Origin of the sequence: Phycicoccus endophyticus (genome assembly GCF_011326735.1) — a bacterium.
GTDB classification, from domain to species: Bacteria; Actinomycetota; Actinomycetes; order Actinomycetales; family Dermatophilaceae; genus Phycicoccus; species Phycicoccus endophyticus.
The window spans coordinates 44890-63046 of sequence record NZ_JAANCN010000012.1; the positions used below are offsets into that span (position 1 = coordinate 44890).

Here is an 18157-nt window from a genome sequence, read left to right on the forward strand (position 1 = left end):
TCTCGACGTGCCCCGGAACTTCCCTCCGCGGCGGTCGGTGGTCTTTAGTGGTGCCGGCACGCCGCAGGGCGATGCCCACCGCTGGCGCTCCCGACCGGGGGCCCGGCGCAGAAGACCACCCAGTACCGGGTGGCAGGACCACGTCACGTAGGAGGACACCCATGCGAGGAACGACTCGCACGGTCGCCGTTGCGGCCATGTCCGCCGTTGCGCTGCTGGCTGCCGGCTGTGGCAGCGGCGACAGCGACGGCGACCAGAGCTCGGCGGGGGGTGGCGCCGAGGGCGGCGAGATCACCGTCTACGGCTGCAACCCGCAGAACCCGCTCGTCCCGCAGAACACGGGGGAGACCTGTGGCGGTGACGTTCTCGACCAGGTCTTCTCCAAGCTCGTCCACTACGACGCCGACACGGCGGCGCCCGAGAACGACCAGGCCGAGTCGATCGACACCGACGACAACCAGAACTTCACCATCAAGATCAAGCAGGGCCTGAAGTTCCACGACGGCACCGAGATCAAGGCCAAGAACTTCGTCGACGCGTGGAACTACGCCGCGTACGCGCCCAACGGGCAGTACAACGGCTACTTCTTCGAGCCGATCGAGGGCTTCGGCGACCTCCAGTGCACCGGCGACGGCGACGACCCGTGCGCCAAGGCCGGCAAGCCGAAGGCCGAGGAGATGACCGGCCTGCAGGTCGTCGACGACTACACCTTCACGATCAAGACCACCGAGAAGGTCTCGAACCTCCCGGTGCGCCTCGGCTACTCCGCGTTCGCCGCGCTGCCGGACGTCTTCTTCGACGACCCGGAGGCCTTCGGGAACAAGCCCGTCGGCTCCGGCCCGTACAAGCTCGACGCCTGGAACAAGGAGCAGTCGATCGTCCTGTCCAAGAACGCCGACTACACGGGCGACTGGCCGGGCAAGGTCGACAAGATCACCTTCAAGATCTACCAGGACGTCGACCCGGCCTACAACGACGTCCTCGCCGACAACCTGGACATCGTCACCTCGATCCCGGCGAGCGCGCTCATCGACGACAAGTACAAGTCGGACCTGCCGGACCGGAACGCGCAGAAGGAGACCGGGCGCATCGACGTCCTCGACTTCGCGCCGTCCTCGGTGGACCCGAACTACGACAGCGTCGAGGTCCGCAAGGCCATCTCGATGGCCATCGACCGCGACACGATCATCCAGCAGATCTTCAACGGCACGCGGACCCCGGCCACCGGCTGGGTCTCCCCGGTCGTCGACGGGTACAAGGCCGACCAGTGCGGTGAGGCCTGCACCTACGACGCGGAGAAGGCCAAGTCGACCCTCGAGGCCGCCGGCGGCTTCCCGGGCGACAAGATCACGCTGTCCTACAACGCCGACGGCGGCCACAAGGAGTGGACGGAGGCGACCTGCAACAGCATCAAGCAGGCGCTCGGCGTCGACTGCGTCGCCCAGGGTGTCGTCGACTTCGCGACCTTCCGGTCCCAGATCGGCGACCGCAAGATGAAGGGCATGTTCCGCGCCGGGTGGCAGATGGACTACCCGTCGATCGAGAACTTCCTCGCCCCGCTGTACAAGACGGGTGCGTCCTCGAACGACGGCGACTACTCCAACCCGGAGTTCGACGACCTCATCGACCAGGCGGCCGCCGCCACCGACGAGGCCGAGGCCAACAGCCTGTACCAGCAGGCCGAGGCGCTCCTCGCCGAGGACATGGCCTCCATCCCGATGTGGTACGGCAAGACCACCATGGGCTGGTCGAACAACGTGACCGGTGTGAAGATCACCGCCTTCGGGACGGTCGACTACACGCAGGTCTCCGTCCAGTGAGCTGAGGGGACCGACAGGTCCCCACAACGCAACGACGCGGCCGTCGGCCTGTCAGCCACCCGCTGGCAGGCCGACGGCCGTGTCGGGACCGGTGTGCGGCGTTTCGCCGGGGGCGCCCCTGCACCACAGGTCCCCCCATGGTCTAGGTTCGTCCCGGTACATCCCGCCCCCCGCCGTCGCCCACCCCCAGACGGCCCGAGATCCCAGGAGGTGACGTGGGCACCTACATCGTCAGACGGCTGCTGCAGATGATCCCGGTCCTCATCGGTGCGACGTTCCTCATCTTCGCCATGGTCTTCGCCCTGCCGGGCGACCCGCTCGACGGCAAGTGCGGGGAGCGGGCCTGCCCGCCGGCCTACGCGGCGGCGTTCGAGGAGAAGTACAACCTCAACGACCCCCTGCCGGTCCAGTACTTCAAGTACGTGGGCAACCTCGCGCACGGCGACTTCGGCGAGACGTACAACGGCATCAAGGTCTCGGACCAGCTCAAGGAGCGCTACCCGGTCACCGTCAAGCTCGGCACCATGGCGGTCGTGATCGAGGCGATCCTGGGGATCCTCGCGGGCGTCCTCACGGGAATCCGCAAGGGCGGGTTCCTCGACAACCTCGTCCTCATCGCCACGCTCGTCGTGATCTCCATCCCCATCTTCGTCATCGGCGGGCTCGCCCAGTACTTCCTGGCGGTCAAGTGGGGGCTCTTCCCGGTGACCGTGACGTCGGGCGAGGCGACGTTCTACCAGCTGCTGCTGCCGGCCATCGTGCTCGGCTCGCTCTCGGTCGCCTACGTGGCCCGGCTGACCCGGACCAACCTCGCCGAGAACCTCCGCTCCGACTACGTCCGCACGGCGATCTCCAAGGGCCTGACCAAGCGTCGGGCCTACGGGCTGCACGCGCTGCGCAACTCGCTCATCCCGGTGGTCACCTTCATCGGGTTCGACTTCGGGGCGCTGCTCGGCGGTGCGATCGTCACCGAGAGCATCTTCAACATCCCCGGCGTCGGCAACTACATCTTCCGGTCGATCAAGTCCCGGGACGGAGCGTCGGTCGTCGGGGCGGTGACGGTCCTCGTGCTCGTCTACCTCGTCGTCAACCTCATCGTCGACCTCTTGTACGGCCTCCTGGACCCGAGGATCAGCCATGACTGAGCAGTCCATCGTCGAAGCGCCTCCCACCGTGGACCCGCACGACGCCGGCGAGGTCGGCGAGGAGCGCTCGCTCGCCTCGGACGCCTGGCGGGCGATGCGGCGCAACCCGCTGTTCTGGGTGTCCGCGGTCATGATCGCCGTGTTCGTCGTCATGGCGGCCTTCCCGGGTCTGTTCACCCGCACCGACCCCACGGTCCCCGTGCTCGCCGAGGCCCGCTCACGTCCCGGGGACGGGACGTGGTTCGGCCGTGACATCCAGGGCTACGACATCTACGCCCGGTGCATCTACGGGGCGCGCGCCTCCATCCTCGTCGGCCTGTTCACCTCGATCGGGACGGTGCTGCTCGGCGGCACGGTCGGCGTGATCGCCGGCTACGTCGGGGGATGGGTCGACTCGCTGCTCTCGCGCATCGGGGACGTGTTCTTCGCCATCCCGCTGCTGCTCGGCGCGATCATCTTCCTCGTCTCGCTGCCGGACTTCTTCAACAACAACTACCTGCTCATCGTCCTCAAGGTCGTTCTCGCCCTCGTCGTCCTCGGCTGGCCGAGCCTGGCCCGGCTGATGCGCAGCAGCGTCATCCAGGTCAAGCCGAACGACTACGTCCAGGCGGCCCGAGCGCTCGGCGCGAGCCCCGGGCGGATCATCCGCTCGCACGTCCTGCCCAACGCCCTGGCCCCGATGATCGTCGTCGCGACGATCAACCTCGGCGCCTACATCGCGGCCGAGGCGACGCTGTCCTTCCTCGGGATCGGCCTGCAGTACCCGGCCATCTCCTGGGGCATCGACATCAGCTCGGCGATCGTCGGCCTGCGGACCACCCCGCACATGCTCTTCTTCCCGGGCATGTTCCTCTCCCTCGCAGTCCTCGCGTTCATCATGCTCGGTGACGCCGTACGCGACGCCCTCGACCCGAAGAGCAGGTGACCTGAGATGACGACGGAGACCAGCACCCGGTCCGCGAACGGGGAGGTCACCTACACCCCACAGGACGGAAGGCTGCTCGAGGTCGAGGACCTCCACGTCGAGTTCCACACCCCCGACGGCATCGCCCGGGCGATCAACGGGGTCTCGTTCGACCTCCACGAGGGCGAGTCCCTGGCCATCCTCGGCGAGTCCGGGTCCGGCAAGTCCGTGACCGCACAGGCGATCATGGGGATCCTCGACATGCCACCCGCGGTCATCCCGCACGGGTACATCCGCTACTGCGGCCATGACCTGCTGACGATGCCCGAGGAGCAGCGGCGCAAGACGCGCGGCCCCGAGGTCTCGATGATCTTCCAGGACGCGCTCTCCTCGCTCAACCCCGTCTTCCCCGTCGGGTGGCAGATCGCCGAGATGTTCCGGATCCATCGCGGGATGAACAAGTCCGACGCGCTGGAGCAGGCGGTGCGGCTCATGGAGCGGGTGCAGATCCCGGCCGCTCGCGACCGGGTCAAGGCCTACCCGCACCAGTTCTCCGGCGGGATGCGCCAGCGCATCATGATCGCCATGGCCATCGCCCTCGACCCGGCGGTGCTCATTGCCGACGAGCCGACGACGGCACTCGACGTCACCGTGCAGGCGCAGATCATGAGCCTGCTCCAGGAGCTCCAGCAGGAACGCCAGATGGGGTTGATCCTCATCACCCACGACCTCGGGGTCGTCGCCGACGTGGCCGACCGGATCGTCGTGATGTACGCCGGGCGGCTCGTGGAGAAGGCCGACGTCCACGACCTCTACCGCAACCCCGCACACCCCTACACCCGCGGCCTGCTGGAGTCGATCCCGCGGCTGGACCAGAAGGGCCAGACCCTCGCCGCGATCGGCGGCCTGCCGCCGAACCTCATGCGGATCCCGCCGGGCTGCGCCTTCAACCCCCGGTGCCGGATGGCCCAGGACGTCTGCCGCACCGAGCTGCCCCCGCTGCGGGAGGTCGCCCCCGGCCGGCTGTCGGCCTGCCACTTCGCCGAGGAGGTCATCGATGCCTGAGGTCGTCCTCAGCGCCCACGATCTGGTCAAGCACTACCCGATCAAGAAGGGCGTCCTGCGCCGGACCGTCGGCCACGTCAAGGCGGTCGACGGCGTCAGCTTCGACCTGCACAAGGGCGAGACCCTCGGCATCGTCGGCGAGTCCGGGTGCGGCAAGTCCACCCTCGGCCGGTTGCTCATGCGGCTCGAGGAGCCGACGGCGGGCTCGGTCGTCTTCGAGGGCCAGGACTGGTCCGGTGCCTCCGCCCGGGACACCCGCCGGCTGCGCCGCGACATCCAGATCGTCTTCCAGGACCCGTACACCTCGCTCAACCCGCGAATGACCGTCGGGGACATCATCGGCGAGCCGTTCGAGATCCACCCCGACGTCGTCCCCCGTGCCGGGCGCCGCAAGCGCGTCCAGGAGCTGCTCGACCTCGTCGGGCTCAACCCCGAGCACATCAACCGCTACCCCCACCAGTTCTCCGGCGGCCAGCGTCAGCGGATCGGCATCGCCCGGGGGATCGCGCTCAACCCCAAGGTGCTCGTCTGCGACGAGCCGGTCTCGGCGCTCGACGTCTCGGTGCAGGCCCAGGTCGTCAACCTCATGGAGCAGCTCCAGGACGAGCTCGGGCTCGCCTACGTCTTCATCGCCCACGACCTGTCCGTCGTCCGGCACATCTCGGACCGGGTCGGGGTCATGTACCTCGGCAAGCTCGCCGAGATCGGCGAGGAGGACGAGGTCTACGCCCGCCCGACCCACCCCTACACCCAGGCGCTGCTCTCGGCGGTGCCCGTCCCCGACCCGACCCTGCGCGGGAAGCGCGAGCAGATCGTCCTCGTCGGCGACGTCCCCTCGCCGGCCAACCCGCCCTCGGGGTGCCGCTTCCACACCCGCTGCTGGAAGGCCCAGGACGTCTGCTCCACCGACGAGCCCGAGCTGGTCCAGCGTCCGGACGGGCGCGGGTCGCACCTGTCGGCGTGCCACTTCGCGGAGGTCCGCAGGGTGGTCGAGACCACCGACGTCAGCGGGGAGAACCCGGACGACCGGTTCGCGAGCCCGGACGTCTCCGAGCTCTCCGACGCCGGCGCCGGGCTCGGCCCTGCCGGCGGCGGTGAGAGCCTCGGCTCCGCGCAGGCCGGCTCGACCGCGCGGCGGGCCGAGGCGACCAACCCGGCTCCCGAGGGTGCGGACCCGGCGCGGCTGGCCACCGACGACCACCAGGACCCCACCCGCTGACCGCCGGGGCGAGGGCGCCTCAGTCCTCGCTGGCGGCCGTGCGGGTCCGCAGCAGGCGTCGCAGCGACTCCAGCCGGGAGGGCCCGGCGGGTCCGGCGCCTCCGCCGGCCACCCACGCGTCGAGGGCGCACTCCTCCTCGTCGTGGGTGCAGCCGCGGGGGCACTCGGCCGTCCCCGGCTCGAGGTCGGGGAAGTGGTGGACGATGCGGGTCGGGTCCACGTGGGCCAGGCCGAACGAGCGCACCCCCGGGGTGTCGACCACCCACCCGTCCTCCCCGGGCAGCGGGAGCGCGACCGCCGAGGTCGAGGTGTGCCGCCCGCGGCCGGTCACCGTGTTGACCACCCCGGTGGCCCGCTCGGCCTCCGGCACGAGGGCGTTGACCAGCGTGGACTTGCCGACCCCGGAGTGCCCGACGAGCACGCTGACCCGCCCGGCGAGCGCGGCCCGGACCTCCTCGAGCCCGGCGAGCCCCCCGTCGGCGCCGCGCCGGGTGACGACGTGGGGCACGGACAGCGGCGCGTACTGCGCGAGGAAGGGCCCGGGGTCGGCGAGGTCGGCCTTGGTGAGGACGAGCAGCGGCTCCATGCCGGCGTCGTAGGCCGCGACGAGGCACCGGTCGATGAGCCGCGGTCGCGGCTCGGGGTCGGCCAGGGCGGAGACGACGACGAGCTGGTCGGCGTTGGCGACGAGCACCCGCTCGACCGGGTCGGTGTCGTCGGCGGTCCGCCGCAGGACGGTCTCGCGCTCGCCGAGGCGCACGATGCGGGCGAGGGTGCCCTCCGCGCCGGAAGTGTCCCCGACGAGGTAGACCTCGTCGCCGACGACGATGCCCTTGCGGCCGAGCTCGCGGGCCCGCATCGCCGAGACCTCGTGGTGGCCGTGGTCGCCGGGCACCCGTACCCGGTAGCGGCCACGGTCGACGGCGAGGACCCGGCCCGGCACGGCGTCCTCGTGCTTGGGGCGCTCCTTGGTCCGGGGGCGGGACCCCCGCCGGTTGGGTCGGATGCGGACGTCGGACTCGTCGTAGTCCCGCACCGGTCTCGCCATCAGACGTCCGTCGGGACCCGCTCGGCGAGCATGCGCTCCCACAGGGCGGTGAACTCCGGCATCGTCTTGGACACGGTTCCGACGTCCTCGACGACGACGCCGGGCACCGCGAGCCCGAGGACGGCGGCCGCCATGACCATCCGGTGGTCGCCGTAGGTGTGGAACCGGTTGCCGTGCAACGGTCTCGGGACTACTCGCAGACCGTCCTCGGTTTCGTGGACCTCGGCCCCGAGGCCCGTGAGCTCGGCCCGCAGCGCGGTGAGCCGGTCGGTCTCGTGACCGCGGATGTGCGCCACGCCGCGGATGACGCTCGGCCCCTCGGCGAGGGCGGCGAGGGAGGCGACGACGGGCGTGAGCTCGCTCGAGTCGTGCAGGTCGATGTCGACGCCGAGGATGTCGTCGGTGCCGGTGACCGTCAGCCCCGATCGGTCGAGGACGACCTCGGCGCCCATCATGTCGAGGACCTCGCGGACGGCGTCGCCGCCCTGGGTCGTGTACTGCGGCCAGCCGGGCACGTGGACCCGGCCGCCGGTGACGAGCGCCGCGGCGAGGAACTGGGCGGCGTTGGACAGGTCCGGCTCGACCTGGACGTCGAGGGCGTTGACCTCGCTCGGCTCGACCCGCCAGGTGTGCACGTCCCCGTCGTCGACGACGACGCCGGCGTCGCGCAGCGTCTCGACGGTCATCTCGATGTGCGGCAGGCTCGGCACCGCCTTGCCGTCGTGGTGGACGGTGACCCCCTCGTCGAACCGGGCCGCGGAGAGCAGCAGCCCCGAGACGAACTGGGAGGAGGCCGAGGCGTCGATGGTCACGTCACCCCCGCGCACGTGCCCGGCGCCGTGGACGGTGAACGGCAGGGCGCCGGCCCCGTCGTCCTCGATGCGGACCCCCAGGGTGCGCAGGGCGCCGAGGACCGGACCCATCGGCCGCCGGCGGGCGCCGGCGTCACCGTCGAACCGGGTGGCTCCGGTGGCCAGGCCGGCGAGCGGGGGGACGAAGCGCATGACGTTGCCGGCCAGCCCGCAGTCGACGCTGCCGGCGCCGGCCAGCGGGCCGGGGGTGACCAGCCAGTCGCCGCCGGGGACGTCCTCGACGTCGACGCCGAGGGCCCGCAGGGCGGCCACCATCAGGTGGGTGTCGCGGGCGTGCAGCGGAGCGCGCAGTCGCGAGACGTCGCCCGCGAGCGCCGCGAGGACGAGGTAGCGGTTGGTCAGCGACTTGCTGCCGGGCAGGACGACCCGGGCGTCGACCGGGCCGTCGGCGGACGGGGCGCTCCAGTCAGGAGAAGGCATGCTGGGCCTGGGCCGCCTTGAGCCTCGCCTCCGTCGACGCCGAGTGGGCCATGTGGCGGGCCTCGCGCCGGGTGGTCCGGGCGGCGCGCTGGACGCTCTCGCTCGCCAGGTGCGCGCGGTAGGCCAGCCCCGGCTTGCCCTCGGTGTCGACCGCCGCGAGCAGCAGACCGCCGAGCAGCCCGAGGTTCTTCAGCAGCTGGATCCGCTGGAGGGCCCGGGTGTCCGGGTCCTCCTCCTTCCAGTACTGGTGCGCGGCAACGGTGGTCGGGACGAGGGTGGCGGCCAGGGCCACGGCGGCGACCCGGGGGAAGCGACCGAGGGCGAGCATCGTGCCCGCGCCGACCATGACGAGGCCGTTGGCCCGCACGAGCAGCTCGGTGTCCTCGGGCAGCCGCAGCAGCGGCGCGACCTTCTCGACGACCGGCCCCGCGGCCTCGGCCTTGGCCGAGGGGTGCTTGAGCTGGTCGGTGCCACCCACGACGAACATCGACGCGAGGAGCGGTCGGGCGATGCGGCGCACGAGGGACATCGGTACCTCCGGGTCGGGGTCGCTGCCGGTCAGGACCTCGCCGCCTACGGTAGTTGGTCGGGGGGACGCTGCGTAGCCTGAGGCACATGTGTGGGCGCTACGCGGCGACGGCGACCCCGGACGAGCTCGTGCTCGAGTTCGAGGTCGAGCAGGACCGGACGGCCGAACCGGGCCGCAGCGTGCTCGCGAGCCCCCAGGACCCGCCGCCGGGGCGGCCCGACTACAACATGGCGCCGACGAAGCAGGCGCCGGTGGTCCTCGCCCGGTCCCCTCGTGAGGACCGCACGGCCCCCCCGCGTCGACAGCTGCGGCTGCTGACGTGGGGACTCGTCCCGAGCTGGTCGAAGGACACTAAGGGCGGGGTGCGGATGATCAACGCGCGCGTCGAGAGCGTCGCCGACCGCCCCGCCTTCGCCCGCGCGCTCGCTGCCCGGCGCTGCCTCGTCCCCGCCCGGGGGTGGTACGAGTGGCAGGCGTCGCCGAGCGCCGTCGACTCCTCCGGCCGCCCACGCAAGCAGCCCTTCTTCACCAGCCGGGCCGACGGCTCGAGCGTCGCCCTCGCCGGGCTCTACGAGCTGTGGCGCGACCCGGCGGTCGAGGACCCGGGCGACCCCATGGCGTGGCTGGCGACCTTCACGGTGCTCACGGGTGCGGCCGAGCCGGGCCTGGACCGGATCCACGAGCGGCAGCCGGTCGTCCTCGAGGCGGGGGAGTGGGAGCGCTGGCTGGACCCGGAGGCAGGTGCCGAGACGGTCGCCGACCTGCTCTCGCCCCGGCCGCCGGGCCGCTTCGTCGCCCACCCCGTCTCGCGCTCCGTCGGCAGCAGCCGGGCCAACGGGCCCCAGCTGCTGGAGCCGACGCCGGTCGAGGAGCTCGAGGGGGTCGTCGACCCGATGACGGGCGAGGTGCTCGGGGGTGCCGGGTGAGCGAGGTGCTCGTCCCGACGAGCCTCGGGGACGCCCGGGCCACGACGAGCGAGCCGGTGGGGGCCGCCCGGGGGACCCTCGTCCTCGGGCACGGCGCGGGCGGCCTGCGGTGGACGACCGACGTCACCGCGGTGCGGGACGGCGCCGTCCGGGCCGGCTGGCGGGTCGTCCTTGTCGACCAGCCGTGGCGGGTCGCGGGGAAGCGGGTGGGCCCCGGACCGGCCTCCCTGGACCGGGCCTGGACGGCGGTCCTGGGGACCGTCCCGCGGGACGGCCCGCTCGTCGTCGGGGGCCGGAGCGCGGGGGCCCGGGTGGCCTGCCGCACGGCCGCCGGGCTCGGTGCCGCGGCCGTGCTCGCGCTCTCCTTCCCGCTGCATCCACCCGGCCGCCCCGAGCGCACCCGTGCGGCCGAGCTGGCCGCACCCTCCGCGGCCGGGGTCCCGGTCCACGTCGTCCAGGGCCGCAGCGACCCGTTCGGGACCCCGGAGGAGGTCGCGGCGGTCCTCCCGGCGGGGTGCCGTCTCACGCCCGTGGACGGGCCGCACGCCCTCGAGCGGTCGGCTCCGGCGGTCACCGCGGCGGCGCTCGCGGCGCTGGCGTCGGTGCCCTGAGGCGCCGGGCGCGGAATGCCCGCGCCCGGCGCAGCGTTCCCTCGACCGTCATCCGTCCCCGACCGAAGGCGCGTGCCGTGTTCGTCCTCGACACCTCGACCCCTCCACGGGCCCGGATAGGCTGGGAGGTGATGAGCACCCCCCAGACGCCGCTCGAGGAGACCCCCACCGAGGTCGACCTCGCCACCGAGACCACCGCGCAGCGCCAGGCGCGCTTCGAGCGCGAGGCCCTGCCCCTGCTCGACCAGCTGTACGCCGCGGCGATGCGCACGACGCGCAACCCGGCCGATGCCGAGGACCTCCTGCAGGAGACCTACGCCAAGGCGTACGCCGCCTTCCACCAGTACAAGCCGGGGACCAACCTCAAGGCCTGGATGTACCGCATCCTCACGAACACCTACATCAACAGCTACCGCAAGAAGCAGCGCGAGCCCCAGCAGTCGGACGCCTCGGACGTCGAGGACTACCAGCTGGCGCGGGCCGAGTCGCACACCTCGGCGGGCCTGAAGTCGGCCGAGGCGCAGGCCCTGGAGCACCTGCCCGACACGGAGGTGACCCGGGCCCTGCGCGAGCTGCCGGAGGACTTCCGGATGGCGGTCTACCTCGCTGACGTCGAGGGCTTCGCCTACAAGGAGATCGCCGAGATCATGGGTACCCCGATCGGCACGGTGATGTCCCGGCTGCACCGTGGGCGGCGGCAGCTGCGCGCGCTGCTCACCGGCTACGCCCGCGAGCGCGGCCTCGTCGGGGCGGAGGAGGCGTGATGGGGCACAGCGAGCACGAAGGTCACAGCGACTGTTCCGAGGTCCTCACCCACATCTACGAGTACCTCGACGGCGAGATGAGCCCCGAGGACGTCGCTCGGGTGGCCAGCCACCTCGCCGACTGCCGGCCGTGCCTGGCCGAGCACGACCTCGACGCCGCCGTCAAGGAGGTCGTCCGCCGCTCGTGCACCGAGGAGCGGGCCCCGGCGGCGCTGCGGATGCAGGTCGTCCAGCGGCTGACGACGGTACGGGTGGAGCGCGAGCGCTGAGGCGCCACCGGTAGGACGCGAACGGGCCCGGAGTGCAGGTGCACTCCGGGCCCGTCGGCGTCTGGGGGTGCGCTCAGGCGTTGGGGCGACGGCCGTGGTTGGCCTTGTTGCCCTTGCGCGAGCGACGCTTGCGGGCGCGCTTGCTCATCGTGGCTCCTCGGTCGGGACTCAGCCCACGGTCCTTCGCCGCCGCTGCGGCACGTGGGGTCGCTGTGATTGTCGCACATGCCCGCTCGTGGGAGAATTTGCCCGTCCCCGGCCGCCCCGGAGAGCCATGGGCCGGGGTGAAACCCACCGTGGAAGGACACACATCATGCGCACGATCCGTACTCTCGCCGCTGCCGCTCTGCTCGCCGCCCTGGCCACCGTCGGGGTGTCCAGCTCCGCATCGGCGGCGCCGGTCGACGTCAAGGCCGGCACCATGGCCTCGTTCAGCTGGGGCTGGGGCAACTGACCCTGGCCTCCGTGCGTCACCCGTGACGTCGAGGACCTCGACGCACGACCCGCGCTGGGTCGCGACGGCCGCGTACATCGCGGTCGTCGCGACCCTGGCGGTCGTGCTCGCCGTCGTCGCCTTCGTCCGGGACGGGGTTCCCGATCTCGCGGCCCTCGCGGTCTTCCTCGTCCTGTCCGTCCTCCATGTCGTGCTGCCCGAGGCGGCCGTGGAGGGTCGGGTCCGGGTCTCGCTCTCCAGCGTGCTGCTGCTCGCCGGTCTGGCTCTGCTCGGGCCGGCGGGCGCGAGCGTCGTCGGCGCCCTCCTGGGGCTCTCCCAGGGCCGGCGGCTCCCGGCGCGCTACCGCGCCTTCAACTCCGCCCAGTTCTCACTGCACGCGACCGTGGGTGGCCTGGCCTTCCTCTGGGCCGGGGGAACGGCCGAGGCCTCGCGGCTCACCGACGCGGGCGGCATCCTCCTCGGTCTCGCCGTGCCGCTGCTCGTCGCCGACATCACCCAGGCGGCGGTGAACCTCGTCACCCTCGCGGGGGTGCTCCGGGTGGCGCAGGGCGTCCCGATGCGCCACCAGATCCTCCTCATCCTGCGTGGCACCGGCCTGGCGTACGTCGGCTACGGGGTCATCGCGTTCATCATGGTCATCCTGTGGAGCCCGGCGGGGCTCGGCCCGATGGCCGCGGTCATCGTCCTGGCACCCCTCGTCGTCGCCCAGTGGGCCTACCGCCAGCACGCCGAGGAGCTGCGCGGGCAGGAGCGTGCGCTCGAGGTGCTCGTCTCGGCGCTCGAGGCCAAGGCCCCCCGCCTGGCGGGCCACAGCGCCCGGGTCGCCGAGCTGAGCGAGCGGATGGCCGAGCACCTCGGGCTCGGCCCCCAGCAGGTGGCGGACACCCGCATGGCGGGCATGCTCCACGACATCGGGCAGACCAGCCTGCCCACCCGCCTCGTGCGGGGGCTCGACCTGCTCGACCCGGAGGGCTGCCGGGAGTACGCCCGCAGCGGCGCCACGCTCCTCGGCGACCTCACCATCCTGCGCGGCGCGCTCGAGCCGATCCGCCGCCACCGGGACGACGGGGACGTCGACGGTGAGGGTGCGGCCTCCCTGCCCGCCCGGATCGTCGGCCTCGCCGACGCCTACGACCTGCTGACGCAGGTCGGCTCCCCCGACGGCCCGCTCCACGCCCCCAGCCAGGCGCGTGACCTCCTCGCGGCCCGCGTGGTCGACGACCCCGCCCTGGTCCGTGCCCTCGACCACGCGCTCGCCCGCGGCGCCGAGGTGGGCCGCGCGACATGACCCCTCTCTTCCGACGGCCGGCACGGCTCGTCGCCGCGCTGGTGCTCGCCCTCGGGGTCGCCGCGCTGGTGCCCGGTCTCCTCCAGATCGGGGACCTCGCCGACCTGGTCGGCCGGCACGGCCGGACCCTCGCCGTCGTCGTCGGCCTCGTCGTCCTCGGCGAGCTCGTCCGGGTGCGCATGCCCAGCGGCCGGGAGATCTCGCCGCTGTCCTCGGCCTCGGCGATGGCCGCCGTCTTCCTCGGCCCGGTCGCCGGCGAGCCGACCTTCGACCCTCCCGCCGGCCTCGTCGTCGTCGTCGTGGCCGCCGGGCTGCTCATCGCCGCCGTCGTGCGCCGCGCGCGCCACCAGCCCGCCGGCCTGTCACCGTTGGCGGCGCGCCTGACCGGCGTCGGTGTCGCGGTGGAGCTGACCCGCGGGTGGGGGTCGCCGAGCCTGTGGGCGGCCCTGGCCGACCCGGGCTTCTCCCGGGGGGCGGTGGCGGTCGAGATGATGCTCGTGGCCGTCACCGGGCTGCTCGTCGAGCTCGTGCTCGTCGCCGCAGTGCGCGCCGAGCGCCAGAGAAGCCCGTGGTCGGCCGCCGTGCGCGACGAGGTCGGCGAGGCCGCGCCGCTGACGGCCGCCGTCGTCGTCACGGGTCCGATGGTCGCCCTCATGGCCCCGGTCCTCGGCCTGCTCTCGCTGCCGGTGGCGCTCGTGCCGCTGGCCACGGCGTACGCGGCCGTGCACCAGTACGCCCGCAACCGGGCGACCAACCGGGAGCTCATCGCGACCCTGGCCCACCTCACCGAGCACGGGGGCTACACCCCCGAGCACCACGCCGAGCGGGTCGCCCAGCTCTCGGTGCGCATCGGCCGCGTCATGGGTCTCGGCGAACGCCAGCTGCGCGACCTCGAGTACGCGGCGCTCCTGCACGACCTCGGCCAGATCTCCCTGCTGGACCCCATCCCGGACGGCGCCACGGTGCTCGCGGCGCCCGCCGACCAGCGGGACATCGCCGCCGAGGGGGGCCGGATCATCCGGCGTGCGGAGATTCTCGACGACGTCGCGCGGTACGTCGAGGGCCAGACCACGCCGTACCGGATGGTGCGCGAGCTCGGTGAGGACGTGCCGATGGCCAGCCGGATCATCAAGTGCACGAACGCGTTCGACGACATCACCGGTGGCTCGATGGATCCCGTTCGGGTGGAGGCCGCGATGGAGCGCATCCATCTCGGGCTCGGCTACGAGTACGACCCCGAGGTCGTCGACGCGCTGGCGAAGGTCCTCGAGGACGTTCGCGTGGGACGCGTGGAGGAGCAGCCGGTGCCGGGCTAGAGTCACATCGCCCGACCCCCGACCCCGAGGACCTGCGTGGACCGCCTGCGACCCGTCGTCTTCAACGACGCGTGGGGCTCCTACGTCGCCATCGCGAGCCTGCAGGGGCGCGCCATCCCCACGGCGCTGCCGGAGTCGGAGCTGTGGATGGGGGCGCACGAGAGCGGCCCGGCCGGGACCAGCCGCCCGGGGCACCCGGACCTGGCCCGGGTCGTCGCCGAGGACCCCGAGCGCGAGCTCGGTGCGGCCTGCGTCGCCCGGCACGGCTCCCGCCTGCCCTTCCTGCTCAAGGTGCTCGCGCCGGGGCGGGCGATCTCGATCCAGGCGCACCCGACGGCCGAGCAGGCAGCCCGGCTGCGGGCCCTGACCGGCGATGCGGTCTACGTCGACGACTCCGCCAAGCCCGAGCTGCTCCTCGCGATCACCCGCTTCGAGGTGTTCGTCGGGATGCGCACCGTGCAGGAGGTCGCCGGCATCGCCGCCCGTCTCGGGGTCGCGGGCGTCGACCGCGCGCTCGACGCGGCGCGTGGGGCCGAGGACCCCGAGCACGCGCTGCTGCGGGCGGTCCTCGAGACGCCCCCGGCGCAGGTGCCGGGCCTGGTACGCCAGGTCGTCGCGGCCTGCGTCCGGCTCGCCGAGGACGCCGACGAGGTGGGGGAGGCCGCGGCCGCCGTCGTCGAGGTCGCCGAGACCCATCCCGACGACATCGGCCTGGTCGTCCTGCTGCTCATGCACCACCGGGTGCTCCGGCCGGGTGAGTACGTCGACGTCGCCGCCGGGGTCCTGCACTCCTACGTCCACGGCCTCGGGCTCGAGGTGCTCGCCAACTCCGACAACGTCGTGCGCGCCGGGTTGACCTCCAAGGAGGTCAACGTCGAGGAGCTGCTGCGGATCGTCGACCCCACCGCGGGCGCCGTCGTCGGCCGCGGGGTCGAGCTCGAGCCCGGTGTCGAGGTCTTCCCCAGCGCGACCGACTGCTTCCTGCTGCACCGGGTCGCCCCGGGGCGGCAGCTGCCCGGCACCACGGGCCCCCGCCTGGTGTTCTGCCTGCGCGGCCGCGTCGGCCTCACCTCGGCCACCGGGCAGGTGACCCTGGGCGACGTCGAGTCGGTCTTCCTGCCCGCCGGGGAGGGCGACGTCGTGCTCGAAGGGGCCGGCGAGGTCTACCTCGTGACGGTGCCGGGCCTGTAGAGCGCCCGGCCGGGCCCGCGTCGGTCACCGGACGCGCGGCGGGGCGGCGACAGCGCGGTGGCCGCCCCCCGAGCGGGGAGCGGCCACCGGACGCCGCGGAGAGGGAGCGGGGCTCAGCCCTGCTTGGTCTCCCAGAAGATCGTCGAGATCTCCTCGATCTTGGCCAGCAGCTCGTCGGCCGTGGCCTCGTCGAACTCGCCCTTGGTGCCGGAGGCACCCGCGAGCTTGGTCGCCTCGTTGAAGAGGGTGTGCAGCTGCGGGTACTTCTCGAAGTGCGGCGGCTTGAAGTAGTCGGTCCACAGCACCCACAGGTGGTGCTTGACGAGCTCGGAGCGCTGCTCCTTGATGATCGTCGCGCGGACACGGAAGTCGGGGTCGTCGTTGTCGGCGACCTTCTGGCAGATCATCTTCACCGACTCGGCCTCGATGCGTGCCTGGGCGGGGTCGTAGACGCCGCAGGGGAGGTCGCAGTGGGCCGAGACGTCGGTGATACGGAACAGGGACAGCATGTGTCGCTCCTTCTTCCCGGGGACGTGCGGTCTCGATCAACCTACCCCAGCGACCGCCAGACCAACCCGGCGACCACCCCCGCGATGTCCTCCTCGGCGAGGGTGCCGACGTCGAAGGAGGTGACCCCCTCGGCCGGGTTGTCGCTGTCCACCCACCACCGGTGCGGGTCGTCCGGGTCAGTACCGGTGAGCCGCTTCACCGACAGCGGCCGCGGCCGGCCCCACCGGTCCGGGGGGAGGTGGACGACGTGTGCCCGTCCCGGCCGGGGACGGGCGCCGCGCAGGACGAGGAGCACGTCGCCCTCCCGGTAGGTCGGGAGCATCGAGCGGCCGCGGACCCGCACGAGGGCGGGCAGGACGGGGCGGAGGCGCACGGTTGGATCCTGCCAGGCGCGACGGGCGTCACATCCGCAGCCGTCGGCAGGCGCCGGTGGCTGTGCCATGATGAGGGCCCCTCGGCGGACACCCCCGCCCGCGCCGACCCGGACGCACCCGTTCCTTGGCGCCGCACCCCCCCCGCACCCGTGCCCGCCCGTGGCGGGTCTGTCGTCCGTCCCCGAGGAGCCGACGTGTCAGCGTTCCCCGTCCCCCCACCGTTCGAGCCGGACAGTGCCGTCTTCCGCGCGCACGAGGGCGGCAAGCTGGGCGTGCACGCGACCCAGCCGCTGCGCGGCCGCGAGGACCTGGCGCTGCTCTACACGCCGGGGGTGGCCGAGGTCTCGCTGGCGGTCGCCGCGGACCCGACGCTGGCGATGCGCTACACCGCCCGCGGCAACACCGTGGCCGTGGTCAGCGACGGCAGCGCCGTGCTCGGGCTCGGGGACATCGGCCCGCTCGGGGCGCTGCCGGTCATGGAGGGCAAGGCCGTCCTCTTCAAGCACTTCGCCGGGGTGGACGCCGTCCCGCTCGTCATGGAGACCGGGTCGGTCGACGAGCTCGTCGAGGCGGTCGCGCGGGTGGCGCCCTCCTACGGCGGGATCAACCTCGAGGACATCTCCGCACCGCGCTGCTTCGAGATCGAGGAGCGGCTCGTCGAGCGGCTCGACATCCCCGTCTTCCACGACGACCAGCACGGCACGGCCATCGTCGTCCTCGCGGGCCTGCTCAACGCCGTCCAGGTCCTCGGCCGGCGGCTCGAGGACCTGCGGGTCGTCGTCGCCGGTGCCGGTGCGGCCGGCGTCGCGGTGACCCGCCTGCTCCAGCGCGCCGGGGTCCGCGACGTCGTCGTCTGCGACTCCCGCGGCATCATCCACCCCTCGCGCCAGGACCTCGGGGAGCACAAGCGCCGGCTCGCGGTCTCGACCAACCCGCGGGGGCTCACCGGGCCGCTCGCCACCGCACTGCTCGGCGCGGACTGCTACGTCGGGGTCTCCGGTGGCACGGTGCCCGAGGAGCAGGTCGCGACGATGGCGCCCGAGGGCATCGTCTTCGCCCTGGCCAACCCGACGCCCGAGGTGCACCCCGAGGTCGCCCGGCGGCACGCCGCGGTCGTCGCGACCGGGCGCTCGGACTTCCCCAACCAGATCAACAACGTCCTGGCCTTCCCCGGCATCTTCCGGGGCGCGCTCGACGCGGGCGCCACCCGGATCACCGAGGCGATGAAGCTGGCGGCGGCGCGGGCGATCGCCGAGGCGGTCGACGCGCCGAGCCCGGAGCGGATCGTGCCCTCGGTCTTCCAGGAGGGTGTGGCCGACGCGGTCGCCGAGGCCGTGCGGACCCTCGCGCCCGTCGCCTTGCACCGAACCGACCCCGTCCGGTGAGCTAGGCAGACGGTCGCCATGACGAGGGCCGCGAGCCCGTCCGCCTG

The 18157-nt window shown here is 72.8% G+C and carries 20 protein-coding genes; 14 read left to right on the forward strand and 6 right to left on the reverse strand.

Translation table 11 applies throughout. From position 1 onward, the window contains the following. Positions 1–161 precede the first annotated feature (161 nt). From G8D98_RS12650 to G8D98_RS12670, 5 genes are all read left to right on the forward strand, one after another. Positions 162–1820, forward strand: a complete 1659-nt coding sequence (locus G8D98_RS12650) for a peptide ABC transporter substrate-binding protein (protein WP_166103910.1) — start codon at positions 162–164, stop codon at positions 1818–1820. A gap of 215 nt (positions 1821–2035) precedes the next feature. After that, a complete protein-coding gene (locus tag G8D98_RS12655) occupies positions 2036–2965 on the forward strand; it encodes an ABC transporter permease (RefSeq protein ID WP_166103914.1) in 930 nt (309 codons plus the stop codon). Further along, positions 2958–3890 carry an ABC transporter permease gene (locus tag G8D98_RS12660; protein WP_166103917.1) on the forward strand — a complete coding sequence of 311 codons (933 nt, stop codon included), beginning with the start codon at positions 2958–2960 and terminating at the stop codon, positions 3888–3890. Before G8D98_RS12655 ends, G8D98_RS12660 begins: the two co-directional genes overlap by 8 nt. Positions 3891–3896: 6 nt before the next feature. Beyond that, positions 3897–4934, forward strand: a complete 1038-nt coding sequence (locus G8D98_RS12665; RefSeq protein ID WP_166103920.1) for an ABC transporter ATP-binding protein — start codon at positions 3897–3899, stop codon at positions 4932–4934. Next, positions 4927–6153 carry an ABC transporter ATP-binding protein gene (locus tag G8D98_RS12670; protein ID WP_166103923.1) on the forward strand — a complete coding sequence of 409 codons (1227 nt, stop codon included), beginning with the start codon at positions 4927–4929 and terminating at the stop codon, positions 6151–6153. Before G8D98_RS12665 ends, G8D98_RS12670 begins: the two co-directional genes overlap by 8 nt. A 19-nt stretch (positions 6154–6172) precedes the next feature. Here G8D98_RS12670 and rsgA read toward each other — a convergent pair whose 3' ends face one another. Genes rsgA through G8D98_RS12685 form a run of 3 tightly spaced genes read right to left on the reverse strand, consistent with a single transcriptional unit; the run spans position 6173 to position 9022 of the window. Further along, positions 6173–7201 (reverse strand): ribosome small subunit-dependent GTPase A, encoded by a 1029-nt coding sequence (gene rsgA / locus G8D98_RS12675; RefSeq protein WP_166103926.1) that lies wholly within the window; start codon positions 7199–7201, stop codon positions 6173–6175. Then, positions 7201–8493 (reverse strand): 3-phosphoshikimate 1-carboxyvinyltransferase, encoded by a 1293-nt coding sequence (gene aroA / locus G8D98_RS12680; protein WP_166103929.1) that lies wholly within the window; start codon positions 8491–8493, stop codon positions 7201–7203. The genes rsgA and aroA overlap by 1 nt, the downstream gene beginning before the upstream one ends. Then, positions 8480–9022, reverse strand: coding sequence for a DoxX family protein (locus G8D98_RS12685; protein WP_166103931.1), 543 nt, complete (start codon positions 9020–9022; stop codon positions 8480–8482). The genes aroA and G8D98_RS12685 overlap by 14 nt, the downstream gene beginning before the upstream one ends. 86 nt (positions 9023–9108) lie before the next feature. On the opposite strand from G8D98_RS12685, the gene G8D98_RS12690 reads away from it, so the two are divergent. The 4 genes from G8D98_RS12690 (at position 9109) to rsrA (ending at position 11592) form a co-directional block, all read left to right on the forward strand. Continuing rightward, positions 9109–9948, forward strand: coding sequence for an SOS response-associated peptidase (locus tag G8D98_RS12690; RefSeq protein ID WP_166103934.1), 840 nt, complete (start codon positions 9109–9111; stop codon positions 9946–9948). After that, a complete protein-coding gene (locus G8D98_RS12695; protein ID WP_166103937.1) occupies positions 9945–10559 on the forward strand; it encodes an alpha/beta hydrolase family protein in 615 nt (204 codons plus the stop codon). The genes G8D98_RS12690 and G8D98_RS12695 overlap by 4 nt, the downstream gene beginning before the upstream one ends. A gap of 131 nt (positions 10560–10690) precedes the next feature. Next, positions 10691–11323 (forward strand): sigma-70 family RNA polymerase sigma factor, encoded by a 633-nt coding sequence (locus G8D98_RS12700; protein ID WP_166103940.1) that lies wholly within the window; start codon positions 10691–10693, stop codon positions 11321–11323. Next, positions 11323–11592: a mycothiol system anti-sigma-R factor gene (gene rsrA, locus G8D98_RS12705; protein WP_166103942.1), complete on the forward strand. Its 270-nt coding sequence runs from the start codon at positions 11323–11325 to the stop codon at positions 11590–11592. Before G8D98_RS12700 ends, rsrA begins: the two co-directional genes overlap by 1 nt. A 73-nt stretch (positions 11593–11665) precedes the next feature. Here rsrA and G8D98_RS15700 read toward each other — a convergent pair whose 3' ends face one another. Then, positions 11666–11740: a 50S ribosomal protein bL37 gene (locus G8D98_RS15700; RefSeq protein WP_373868496.1), complete on the reverse strand. Its 75-nt coding sequence runs from the start codon at positions 11738–11740 to the stop codon at positions 11666–11668. A 165-nt stretch (positions 11741–11905) separates the two neighbouring features. On the opposite strand from G8D98_RS15700, the gene G8D98_RS12710 reads away from it, so the two are divergent. From G8D98_RS12710 to manA, 4 genes are read left to right on the forward strand one after another with little or no spacing between them, the layout of a single operon-like run. Next, positions 11906–12046 carry a hypothetical protein gene (locus G8D98_RS12710; RefSeq protein ID WP_166103945.1) on the forward strand — a complete coding sequence of 47 codons (141 nt, stop codon included), beginning with the start codon at positions 11906–11908 and terminating at the stop codon, positions 12044–12046. A gap of 22 nt (positions 12047–12068) precedes the next feature. Next, on the forward strand, positions 12069–13334 hold the full coding sequence (locus G8D98_RS12715) for an HD-GYP domain-containing protein (RefSeq protein ID WP_166103948.1): 1266 nt from the start codon (positions 12069–12071) through the stop codon (positions 13332–13334). Then, positions 13331–14650 carry an HD-GYP domain-containing protein gene (locus G8D98_RS12720; protein WP_166103951.1) on the forward strand — a complete coding sequence of 440 codons (1320 nt, stop codon included), beginning with the start codon at positions 13331–13333 and terminating at the stop codon, positions 14648–14650. The genes G8D98_RS12715 and G8D98_RS12720 overlap by 4 nt, the downstream gene beginning before the upstream one ends. 36 nt (positions 14651–14686) lie before the next feature. Continuing rightward, complete coding sequence (gene manA, locus G8D98_RS12725; RefSeq protein ID WP_166103954.1) at positions 14687–15841, forward strand: mannose-6-phosphate isomerase, class I; 1155 nt, start codon at positions 14687–14689, stop codon at positions 15839–15841. A 113-nt stretch (positions 15842–15954) separates the two neighbouring features. Here manA and sodN read toward each other — a convergent pair whose 3' ends face one another. Together sodN and G8D98_RS12735 are read right to left on the reverse strand one after the other, a co-directional pair. Further along, positions 15955–16350, reverse strand: coding sequence for a superoxide dismutase, Ni (gene sodN, locus G8D98_RS12730; RefSeq protein ID WP_166103957.1), 396 nt, complete (start codon positions 16348–16350; stop codon positions 15955–15957). Between the two features lie 41 nt (positions 16351–16391). Next, positions 16392–16724: a S24 family peptidase gene (locus G8D98_RS12735; RefSeq protein ID WP_205859780.1), complete on the reverse strand. Its 333-nt coding sequence runs from the start codon at positions 16722–16724 to the stop codon at positions 16392–16394. A 195-nt stretch (positions 16725–16919) separates the two neighbouring features. Between G8D98_RS12735 and G8D98_RS12740 the strand changes: the two genes are divergently transcribed. Then, positions 16920–18110 (forward strand): NAD(P)-dependent malic enzyme, encoded by a 1191-nt coding sequence (locus tag G8D98_RS12740; RefSeq protein WP_166103961.1) that lies wholly within the window; start codon positions 16920–16922, stop codon positions 18108–18110. Positions 18111–18157: the final 47 nt, after the last annotated feature.

Excerpts from the sequence above, each read along its gene's own strand:
- sodN (WP_166103957.1), bottom strand. The coding sequence starts at position 16,350 with ATGCTGTCCCTGTTCCGTATCACCGACGTCTCGGCCCACTGCGACCTC.
- G8D98_RS12660 (WP_166103917.1), top strand. The coding sequence starts at position 2,958 with ATGACTGAGCAGTCCATCGTCGAAGCGCCTCCCACCGTGGACCCGCAC.
- G8D98_RS12670 (WP_166103923.1), top strand. The coding sequence starts at position 4,927 with ATGCCTGAGGTCGTCCTCAGCGCCCACGATCTGGTCAAGCACTACCCG.
- rsgA (WP_166103926.1), bottom strand. The coding sequence starts at position 7,201 with ATGGCGAGACCGGTGCGGGACTACGACGAGTCCGACGTCCGCATCCGA.
- G8D98_RS12685 (WP_166103931.1), bottom strand. The coding sequence starts at position 9,022 with ATGTCCCTCGTGCGCCGCATCGCCCGACCGCTCCTCGCGTCGATGTTC.
- G8D98_RS12700 (WP_166103940.1), top strand. The coding sequence starts at position 10,691 with ATGAGCACCCCCCAGACGCCGCTCGAGGAGACCCCCACCGAGGTCGAC.
- G8D98_RS12710 (WP_166103945.1), top strand. The coding sequence starts at position 11,906 with ATGCGCACGATCCGTACTCTCGCCGCTGCCGCTCTGCTCGCCGCCCTG.
- G8D98_RS12650 (WP_166103910.1), top strand. The coding sequence starts at position 162 with ATGCGAGGAACGACTCGCACGGTCGCCGTTGCGGCCATGTCCGCCGTT.
- G8D98_RS12720 (WP_166103951.1), top strand. The coding sequence starts at position 13,331 with ATGACCCCTCTCTTCCGACGGCCGGCACGGCTCGTCGCCGCGCTGGTG.
- G8D98_RS12665 (WP_166103920.1), top strand. The coding sequence starts at position 3,897 with ATGACGACGGAGACCAGCACCCGGTCCGCGAACGGGGAGGTCACCTAC.
- rsrA (WP_166103942.1), top strand. The coding sequence starts at position 11,323 with ATGGGGCACAGCGAGCACGAAGGTCACAGCGACTGTTCCGAGGTCCTC.
- aroA (WP_166103929.1), bottom strand. The coding sequence starts at position 8,493 with ATGCCTTCTCCTGACTGGAGCGCCCCGTCCGCCGACGGCCCGGTCGAC.
- G8D98_RS12690 (WP_166103934.1), top strand. The coding sequence starts at position 9,109 with ATGTGTGGGCGCTACGCGGCGACGGCGACCCCGGACGAGCTCGTGCTC.